Source organism: Salinimicrobium sediminilitoris (genome assembly GCF_020866905.1).
GTDB lineage: Bacteria > Bacteroidota > Bacteroidia > Flavobacteriales > Flavobacteriaceae > Salinimicrobium > Salinimicrobium sediminilitoris.
In genome coordinates this window covers 250,392-259,874 of sequence record NZ_JAIVCC010000016.1, presented here as the reverse complement: position 1 = coordinate 259,874, position 9,483 = coordinate 250,392, and the positions used below count along the sequence as shown (strand labels likewise).

Sequence of the window (9,483 nt, the reverse complement as noted above, 5' to 3'; positions counted from 1 at the left end):
GCTCATATACTAAAAATAAGCAGCTCCTCCTATTTATACAAAAAAAAGGCTGCCTTTTCAGACAGCCTCTTTTTATGATTTTTCGGCAGATCTCTAGTAGAACCTTGCACGATTATCTTCTATGTCTGCAGCTTCTTTAAGAGCTTCAAAAACTTCGGTGTTCACAGTTACCCTGCGTGCAGAAGCTTCTCTCGCAGCATATGGTCTGTAAGATTCCATTTGAGGCGCATCGGTCTTTTGAACTACCTTCACAACAAAAACTCCTTTTTCACCTGCTACCGGGCTGCTTGTTTCACCGCTGTCAAGTCCAAAGGCAGTTCCCACTACTTTTGGCTCACTTCCCACTCCCGGAAGAGTTGGACTGTTACGGTTCACTGCATTTGCTGTGTTTACCTGTACCCCTTGATTTTGCGCAATTGCTTCAAGGTTATCTCCAGATATTTTCGATTTAATTATTTCAGCTTTCTTTTGTTTCTGAAGGATTGGAATAACAGTTGAAGAAGCCGCTTCTGCAGACTTTAATCCTCCTTTATTAACAGCAGTTACCTGTGCAACCACATAACCTGAAGGAACTTCAAATCTTTTAACATCACCTACTTCCACATCATCTTCGAATGCCCACTGCACAACTCTTCTCTGCGCACCAATACCAGGGATATTTTCTTCCAGCTCCTGGATTTCCTTTACCGGCCTTACTTCTTTTCCACTCTCTTTAGCCAGTTCGCTAAAGTCACCATCTTTTGCTGCAAGTTCAAACTTGGTTACTTCAGCATATAAATTATTTGAGGTATTTTCTGAAGGCTGGATAGCTCGTGAAACAGTTGCAAGTTTAACAGCTTTTTCCTTTTCGGTTTGCTCCTGAATGTGGATCACATGATAACCAAACTGAGTTTCAACTACTCCAATTGTACCTTCGTTATTGGTAAATACAAAATCGTTAAATGGAGGAACCATTGCTCCCGGTGTAAACCAATCCAATTCACCGGCGTCTTCCTTATTTGAAGCGTCAGCTGAGAATTGAGAAGCCATTTCGGCAAATTTTTCTCTGTCGGCTTTTACAACATTAGCAAGACTATCGGCCAATTGCTTTGCCTGGTCTTTACTTCTGGTTACCTGTCCACCTACCGGAGAACCCTGCCATGAAACAAGAATATGTCTCGCCTTTGCAGAGTCGGGCATTTGCGCAGTTTCCACTACTCTGGCCAGTCTCCATGATCCATTGTATTTAAAAGGACCGTAAACTTCTCCATCATTAAGATTGAAAAGAGAATCGGCATGCTCTGCAGGCAACTGGTTCTTAAATACAAACCTGTCCTGGAATTTTTCATCAGATCTTTCATTGATCAAAGTTTCATAATCTGCTGTAGTTGCAAATCCTTCTACCGTATCATTGGCGTTGGTTGCAGCATTGAATTCCACCTTGTCATTAAGAAGTCCAAGAAGTTCTGTTTTTACTTCGTTCTCATCTTCAACAGAAGGAGTTTCTTCGTAAAGAACATACTGGATGTCACGTGTAGCTTCGGTTTTGAATTGACCCGGATGAGACTTTACATAATCACGAATTTCAGCTTTAGAAACTTCTACTTCCGAATCATCAACCGTAGAGTATGGAATTTGAACAAATTCCATATCAAGATTATCACTGGTGAACTTGTATGCCTGCTCTCCTTCAAGAAGCGTAGCGCCTACTCCTGCTTTAACAAGATTTAAGTAGATCTGCTCTCTGGCAGCTTCTGCAAGATTATTTTCGTAATCTAACCACTGCTGGTATGCCTGCGGAGAAGTTGACTGTATAGTCGCCACATACTCTCTTAATTTAGCTTCATCAAATACTCCTGCTTCGTTAGTGAAATTAGGATTGTTTGCAAGTTCTCTCCTCATCATTTCTTTCACCTGCGCTTCCTCAACACGAATACCAAGCTCCTCAAACTGCTCCTGCATTAGTGCTCTTCGCACGTTCATTTCCCAAACCTGGGCTACCGCCTGAGAGGTTGTGGCGTTTTGCCCCATGTTCCTCTGAAAAGATTCTACCTGCCTTGCGAATTGCTCCCTTTCAATATCCTCACCGTTAATGGTGGCAATGGTATTTTGGGATTTTTGGGAAACCATCCCTCCGTTCCTAATTACATCGGCTAATACGAACGAGAAAAGTGCTAAAGCAATGATCACGATTAGGAAGACCGAACGTTTCCTTATTGAATTTAATACTGCCATTGTCTAATTGTTAATTCTAAAATATAGGGGGCGAAAATAACGTTTTTAGGTTTATTAAAAAAACTATAAATCTTCTAAATGTGGGGAAAAGCTAAAAATTAATCCTGGGGGTTCACCATGACCTCCACAAGTTCGATTCTTGTGTTGGAAACTTCCTTGATATGGAAGGTAAAATTATCTATTTCAACGACTCCGTCCTTTGGCGGAATTTCTTCGGTGTGGTCAAGAATATATCCTCCCAAAGTTTCATAATTTTCTCCAATGGGAATTTCCAGCTTGTAATTCTCATTGAGATAATCTACTTCCAGGCGGGCTGCAAAAAGGTATTTATTCTCGTCCAGTTTTTCTTCAATGAGAATTACAGGGTCATGCTCATCTTCGATCTCCCCAAACAGCTCCTCCACAATATCCTCTACTGTCATCATCCCACTTGTACCCCCATATTCATCGATGACCACCGCTATACTCTTTCTTTTTTTAATAAGAATATTGAGCACATCTTTTACCAGCATGGTTTCGGGCACAAAGACTACAGGCAGCAGAATCGATTTTATTGTAGGCGGCTTTTTGAAAAGTTCAAAAGAGTGGATATACCCTATAATATCATCAATATTCTCCCTATACACCAGGATTTTTGAAAGACCCGTGGCAGTAAAAGTCTCTACCAGCTCCCGTGGATCTGTAGTGATATCGACAGCCACGATCTCTGTTCTTGGGATCATTACTTCCCGGGATTTTACTTCAGAAAATTCCAGTGCATTCTGAAATATCTGGATTTCGGAATCAACCTCCTGGTCATGTTCCACCTTATCCATTTGTTCAGAAATATAATTTCCCAGCTCAACTTTTGTAAATGCCAGTTGCACCTCATCTCCCTGTGTTTTAAAAAAATTCTTCAGCACAAGATCTGATATCCAGATCACAAAGGATGAAATAAAACTGAAGAGAATATAAAACAGGTATGCTGGCACAGCAAAGAACTTCAGAAGAAAGTTGGCGTATATCTGAAAAAATACTTTGGGAAGAAATTCCGCAGTAAGCAGGATGATAAGCGTGGAAATAATTGTTTGGGTAATAAGGCTAAGATCTGTAAGCAGGTACACCACGATCTCATTTGTAAAATTCCCGGGTGCCAACCACTTCATCAACAAATCGCCCATAAAAAATCCGTATATCACCAAGGCAATGTTATTCCCTACCAGCATGGTGGCAATAAACTTGGAAGGTTTACGGGTGAGCCTGGTAAGGATCCGGGCTAAAAAGTCATTCTGTTTCTTTTCAATCTCCACATGTATCTTGTTGGCCGATACGTAGGCGATCTCCATCCCCGAAAAAAATGCGGAAAGAACAAGAGAACACAAAATGATAATAATTTCAAAGGCCATAGAACCTATTTCTTCCTGTTACCGTATTTGTGCCTGAAGTGCCTTCTAAAGAAGAACATAAAAATTCCTATCGCAACAAAAACAAGGAAAAGGTAAGCCTGATTGCGCTGCTCATCCCAAATCATAATAGCTTCGTAAAGAAAAAACGCAGCCGCTGCCAGATAGGCAAATTCAAAAAACTTCGAAAATTTCATCATTGTTTGTCTTCTTCTAAAATTTGCACTCCCACATTAGACCTTGACCGGAAATTACTGAATTCCTGATTACTATCAAAGCCCTGACCTTCATTGAGTGCCCCGTTTTTAAACCTTATTGTGTTAGGATGATCTGTAAAGACCCAGTTTCTGGCCTGGTCCCAGTAAAGTTGATCGGCCATGAGCTGTGTGCTGTCACTGGTAACAACCACAACATCTCCCTGCAAATCTATAAGTCCTGTTTCGTTATAAACGATTCCATAGTTGGCGGTAACTGTGTTTTTCTTTTGATTCTCATCGAAGAATTCCACCACAAGACCATCGGGAAACTCTCTGTAAGGAAACAACTTATTGGAATAATCCCTCATGGTTTCACTTTTTAAAGTAGCCACTACCTTACCGGAATCTATATATTTCAAATTAATACCTGTACCAATGGATTGAGGTGCATCTTCGGGGATCTCCATTTGCTGCACCCCTTTCAAATTGCCCTCACAAGAAAAAAGCATTGTCACAACAAGGGTTGTGACAATGCCTTTAAAAATATTCCTGTATGTGAAATTCATATTACAAGTTAGGTACCCGTACGCTTTCACCAATCCAGCAACCAATATTGATGGTTTTACCCTGCATATCGTTCTGGAAGATATCGCTTCGCTGCGGAGCTCTACCTCTGTAAGCATTCGCAGTTTCATTCGCAGTTCCACTTATTGATGGATCTACTCTCGCAGCTCTATCTGCATACTCGGCAGCTTTCCAGTAAACAGCTCTCTTTTCAAATGCTGTATCTCCACAATTGTTCGCGCTCTGCGCTATCATATTGGCAATTTGCAAATAAGCTCTACCAAGTGATGGCTTTGCACTAATTGCTTTTCTATACATATTTCTTGCCTGTCCAAATTGACCTTTAGACTTCAGGTTATTTGCAATTCTGTAATAGATATTCGCTCTTACCGAAGGATCTTTTTGTAACTCGGCAGCCTGGTTATAGTATTCCATTGCTTTAGCTGTGTTTCCTTTAGATTCAGCTAACTGCCCTAAAGAATATGCAGAACTTGCAGATGGCTCCAATTCGTGTAAAGCTTCAGACACTTTTACAAATAGTGGATCTTCTGTACAATCTTTGGCAGATAACCTGCTGTTCACACGCTTCAACCATTCGGTATCACCTTTCTTAGCCTCAAAATCCTTGCTGTAAAGCGGGATAAGGTTATCACAGTCTGCACGCTGACCTAATTTTGCATTGATACTTCCTTTAACAGCACTATAAGCCACCAGGTTTTTTTCATATGCATTAAGTCTGGTTTTTTCTTTTGCACTAAGCTCCTCTCCGGCCTCCTGCTTTTCTATAAGCTCTGCCAAAGACTGGGCTGTTTCATTCTCCTGCTCTTCAAGTTTTGCAATAACAACATCATATTTGTCAAATACATCCTGAAGATCCTTTTTACCGGCATCCTGAAGCTCTACCAACAGGTAGAAGTAAGTATATAAAGATTTTGCGTTTAGGCTGTTAGGATTCTGCTTAAAAGCTTCATCAAAAGCCTCGAATTGATCTTCAGAAGTACCTAATTTCACATCAAAAGACAGCTGTGCAATATCGGCTTTAACCTCACCGGCATCTGTTTTTGAAGGGAAATGCTGCAAACGCTCATTATATATATTAATAAGGTCCTGTGCGATTTCTTTTTTTTCAGCATCGGACGCCGCCTTATCCAGACGGTCTTTTAATATTCTCTCTCCATACTGATAAGTAGCTATATGGTATGCGGGGCATTCCTCTCTAAGGGTTTGGATCCTGGTCCAGGCAGCATCATAGTTTTTTGCTTTTGCGTCGCTATACGCAAGAGCTGCAGTTGTCGCACACTCCTGGTTAGCCTGTGCCTGCAAGGCTCCTGTACTTAGGAGAACCCCCGAAAGAAATAGTATAACCTTGGTTTTCATAGTATAAGTTTTATTCCTGATTAATAGTTTGTGATTATTCAAATCTTCTTTTGATAAACCATTTGTCGTTTAACGAGAAGCTTATCATAGCATTAAAGTAGTTTTCCTGGATTAACCCCGAACTTGTGGTACCGCGCTGTCCATACTCAAGCCCCAGGTTTATATTGGTTAACATCCTTCCTGCTGGTAGTCCTAAACCAAAAGCTATGCCAAACTCATTGATGGATTCCCCGTTAAGATGAAGCCCGGTCTCCTCCATACGAAGTCCACCACGATAAACAATACGGTTGAAATAGTTTGTCAGGGAATTATAATTGGGAATATAATACCCCCCAATTTTATATTTTGCTGCCTGCTCAAAAGAAGCTCCTTCAATCGTAAAAGCCCTATTGCTATAGTCTCCTGCAGCTGTCGTCACATACTCTGCTCCTACAAACCATTTTTTGGGTTGTCCTATACCAGCACCTACGCCAAGACTGGAGGGTATCACAAAATCGGAATCAGGAATATCTATATCCCGTGTATCTATGGTGATCTCCTGGCCTTCAGCCCCTAAGAACAAAGTAGCAATCTCTCCCATATTTTCTGCCTCTAAAGTAGTTTCGGGGGTGTAATGAGCACCCATTTTAAACTGTAACTTTTCAGAAAGCATTCTCTCATAATCAAGTCCAATCTTATAAGTAAAACCGTAAAGATCACTACGGTTAATTTCACGAGATCCAAGCTGCACATCCTCCTGTATGAAAATGCTCTTATTTTGAATATTCCCAAAGTTATAGCTGGCTTCTGCACCAAGATTAATATTAGGCGTGATTGCATAACCTGCGGCGAGAAAAACCTGGTTGATACCTCCTTTTCCTGAGTACCTGTTGGCTACTCCGCCTTCCCGGTCCATATCAAAAATATTATATCCCACAGCAGAATAAGGCACCAGCCCAAAGGCGAAACCTAATTTTCCCGCAGGTATTCCTACGGCAAGATAATCCAGGGAGGTGGTATTATTACTTTCACTTTGGTCCTGGGTCTTCATTTCAACCGAAGTATTACTCAATCCAACCGTATATGTAGTCAATCCAAGCCTTCCCAAAGCTGCGGGATTTTGAAGGTTGACATGAATACTGTCTGATAAAATGCTAAGACCACCCATTGATCTGTTTTCTACGGTTCCTTTAAAGGTATTCAGACCCAGACCGTAGAAAGAATAAGGTGAGGAAGTTCGCTCCTGAGCGGTCGTAATCACTGAAAATAAAATGAATACGATTACTAACAATCGTTTTGTCATTGATCGATATTAAATTCGAGAATATAATTTAAACCCTCCAACAAGAAATTGGAGTTCGCAAATATGCCATTTTTTAAGTTTCCAGACAAGAAAGTTGCATCTCCTCCTGTAATTATGCATATTAAATTTGTATAATTTTTTCTATACTTATTAATAATGCCTTCAATTTCCATAATAGTACCATTCACTACGCCCGAAATTATTGAGGAAGCCGTCGAATTTCCAATGAGCTCATGTCCTTCTCCTGCCTCTACTAACGGAAGATTTGCGGTAAAATTATTTAGAGCCAAAAATCGCATTTTTAACCCGGGAGAAATTCCACCTCCCAAATATTCATCTCCAGCCGTCTTAAAATCATAAGTAATGCAGGTTCCAGCATCGATAACCAGGACATTTTGCTGTGGATAATGCTTTACCGCTGCCGCAATTAGTGCTTTTCGATCATTACCAAGGGTTTTAGGAGTGCCGTAATTATTTTTAAAAGGAAGGGAGGTTTCTGCGCAAAGCTCGATCACTTGCACCTCATTCTTTAAATTCGGCGGGAGCTCCCATTTAGCTGAAGACACGTTAGAGACCACAACTTTTAAAATTTCGGGGTATTGGTGAAAGATTTCAGAAATATTTTTATTCAGCGAGAGTTTGTCGGCCGAAGTTTTCTTAAGGATTTCATCCTGCTGGAATACAGCTAGTTTTGCGATGCTATTACCAATATCTACAATGAGGTTCATGAGAGAGTTCTTGAAAAAGCTAAAATACAAAAGCATTTTTTTTCATTTTCCTTTGTGAGATATTAAATTTGAATATATATTTGCACCCGCTTACTACAAGGTAAGCCGCTTTAAGCACTGGTGCCTTAGCTCAGTTGGTAGAGCAAAGGACTGAAAATCCTTGTGTCCCTGGTTCGATTCCTGGAGGCACCACAAGCAAAGCAGAAGCCCCTTCTTGAAAAAGAGGGGGCTTTTCTTATAGGTTTAATATGCATTTTCTTTACGTTGTATACAGTCCAAAAGCCGATAAATATTACACCGGAGAGTCAATTAATGTTCCGGCGAGATTGAAGCTTCATAATAGTCATAAATACTTAAAAGCTTTTGCTAAAGCTGCCTCAGACTGGGAAATCAGACTCATATTCAAGTGTGAAACTAAAAAGGATGCAGTTTACCTGGAACGCTACATCAAAAGAATGAAAAGCAGAAAATTTATAAAAAAAATAATTGATCGTCCCGAAATATTAAATGAGATTCTCTCCACCAGATAGTGTCCCTGGTTCCCCCGACGCTTCGGGGCTGGAGGCACCACAAGCAAAGCAGAAGCCCCTTCTTGAAAAAGAGGGGGCTTTTCTTATAGGTTTAATATGCATTTTCTTTACGTTGTATACAGTCCAAAAGCCGATAAATATTACACCGGAGAGTCAATTAATGTGCCGGCGAGATTGGAGCTTCATAATAGTCATAAATACTTAAAAGCTTTTACTAAAGCTGCCTCAGACTGGGAAATCAGACTCATATTCAAGTGTGAAACAAAAAAGGATGCAGTTTACCTGGAACGCTACATCAAAAGAATGAAAAGCAGAAAATTTATAAAAAAAATAATTGATCGTCCTGAAATATTAAATGAGATTCTCTCCACCAAATAGTGTCCCTGGCTCCCCGACGCTTCGGGGCTGGAGGCACCACAAGCAAAGTAGAAGCCCCTTCTTTTTCAGGAAGGGGCTTTTTTTATTATCATAAGGAAAGAAAAAAACAGGTTCCACCAGTTCTTTTGAAGCGTCGAAGCGATGAAATTCTTTAAATCCCCTTCAAATCCACCTATTCCTGTTCCTGAAAATTCAAAAAGAACCAGCTTTTTAGATCAGGAGTGATGGCCTTAATTAGCTATAAAAACACTGCTCACAAAATTATTTGCACTCCTTCGGTTAGATTTTTTTCTTAACTTTTACTCATGCACTTTCTTTATATAATGTTCAGTCCAAAATCGAATAAATATTTTGCCGGGGAAACAAATAATGTTCCGGCCAGGCTTGAATTGCACAATAGCTATCAAACAATTAAAGCTTTCACTAAAGCTGCCTATGACTGGGAAGTTAAATTAATATTCCAGTGCGATTCCAGGGAAGAAGCCATTTACCTGAAAAGAAATATTAAAAGTAGAAGAAGTAGAACTTTTATTGAAAAAGTGATCATTCATCCTGAAATCCTAACCGATCTGCTCCGGGAAAGAAAAATAAACGATCATTGAGTTAAAAAAATGAATTTTTAGAACTAGAACACAAATAGTTTTTCCTACATTTAAAAACTAGTTAACGAGTAAGGGCAGGAACAATTCCCTACAGGTTTCTGTCTGTCATAAAGCGATCTGCAGATCTAAAGCAAATTGATTAACAGTTCTAAGCAAAGGCCTTCTACCACTTTTATAAAAAAGATTAATTGAAAGATCTTAAGTTTTATTACAATTTATTGCACCGCCA

Annotated in this window: 10 protein-coding genes and 1 tRNA gene; 4 read left to right on the top strand and 7 right to left on the bottom strand. The window is 40.0% G+C overall.

Annotation, left to right across the window (positions count from 1 at the left end):
* Positions 1-93: 93 nt before the first annotated feature.
* The 7 genes from LA313_RS14860 to LA313_RS14830 form a co-directional block, all read right to left on the bottom strand.
* A complete protein-coding gene (locus LA313_RS14860) occupies positions 94-2,214 on the bottom strand; it encodes a peptidylprolyl isomerase (RefSeq protein WP_228916376.1) in 2,121 nt (706 codons plus the stop codon).
* Between the two features lie 98 nt (positions 2,215-2,312).
* The gene (locus LA313_RS14855) at positions 2,313-3,599 is read right to left on the bottom strand and encodes a hemolysin family protein (RefSeq protein ID WP_228916374.1); all 1,287 of its coding nucleotides are present in this window, start codon (positions 3,597-3,599) and stop codon (positions 2,313-2,315) included.
* Between the two features lie 5 nt (positions 3,600-3,604).
* Positions 3,605-3,796, bottom strand: a complete 192-nt coding sequence (locus LA313_RS14850; RefSeq protein ID WP_228916371.1) for a hypothetical protein — start codon at positions 3,794-3,796, stop codon at positions 3,605-3,607.
* Complete coding sequence (gene lptC, locus LA313_RS14845; protein ID WP_228916369.1) at positions 3,793-4,359, bottom strand: LPS export ABC transporter periplasmic protein LptC; 567 nt, start codon at positions 4,357-4,359, stop codon at positions 3,793-3,795. The genes LA313_RS14850 and lptC overlap by 4 nt, the downstream gene beginning before the upstream one ends.
* 1 nt (position 4,360) lies before the next feature.
* Positions 4,361-5,734, bottom strand: coding sequence for a hypothetical protein (locus LA313_RS14840; protein ID WP_228916367.1), 1,374 nt, complete (start codon positions 5,732-5,734; stop codon positions 4,361-4,363).
* A 34-nt stretch (positions 5,735-5,768) separates the two neighbouring features.
* Positions 5,769-7,016, bottom strand: a complete 1,248-nt coding sequence (locus LA313_RS14835; RefSeq protein WP_228916365.1) for an outer membrane beta-barrel protein — start codon at positions 7,014-7,016, stop codon at positions 5,769-5,771.
* Positions 7,013-7,744 (bottom strand): type III pantothenate kinase, encoded by a 732-nt coding sequence (locus LA313_RS14830; RefSeq protein WP_228916363.1) that lies wholly within the window; start codon positions 7,742-7,744, stop codon positions 7,013-7,015. The genes LA313_RS14835 and LA313_RS14830 overlap by 4 nt, the downstream gene beginning before the upstream one ends.
* Positions 7,745-7,863: 119 nt before the next feature.
* Between LA313_RS14830 and LA313_RS14825 the strand changes: the two genes are divergently transcribed.
* The 4 genes from LA313_RS14825 to LA313_RS14810 all read left to right on the top strand — a co-directional run bounded on the left by LA313_RS14825 (position 7,864) and on the right by LA313_RS14810 (position 9,254).
* Positions 7,864-7,936 (top strand) — tRNA-Phe (locus tag LA313_RS14825).
* A 56-nt stretch (positions 7,937-7,992) separates the two neighbouring features.
* A complete protein-coding gene (locus LA313_RS14820) occupies positions 7,993-8,274 on the top strand; it encodes a GIY-YIG nuclease family protein (protein ID WP_228916361.1) in 282 nt (93 codons plus the stop codon).
* A gap of 96 nt (positions 8,275-8,370) precedes the next feature.
* The gene (locus LA313_RS14815) at positions 8,371-8,652 is read left to right on the top strand and encodes a GIY-YIG nuclease family protein (protein WP_228916359.1); all 282 of its coding nucleotides are present in this window, start codon (positions 8,371-8,373) and stop codon (positions 8,650-8,652) included.
* 305 nt (positions 8,653-8,957) lie between these two features.
* Complete coding sequence (locus tag LA313_RS14810; RefSeq protein ID WP_228916357.1) at positions 8,958-9,254, top strand: GIY-YIG nuclease family protein; 297 nt, start codon at positions 8,958-8,960, stop codon at positions 9,252-9,254.
* The last annotated feature ends 229 nt before the right edge of the window (positions 9,255-9,483 follow it).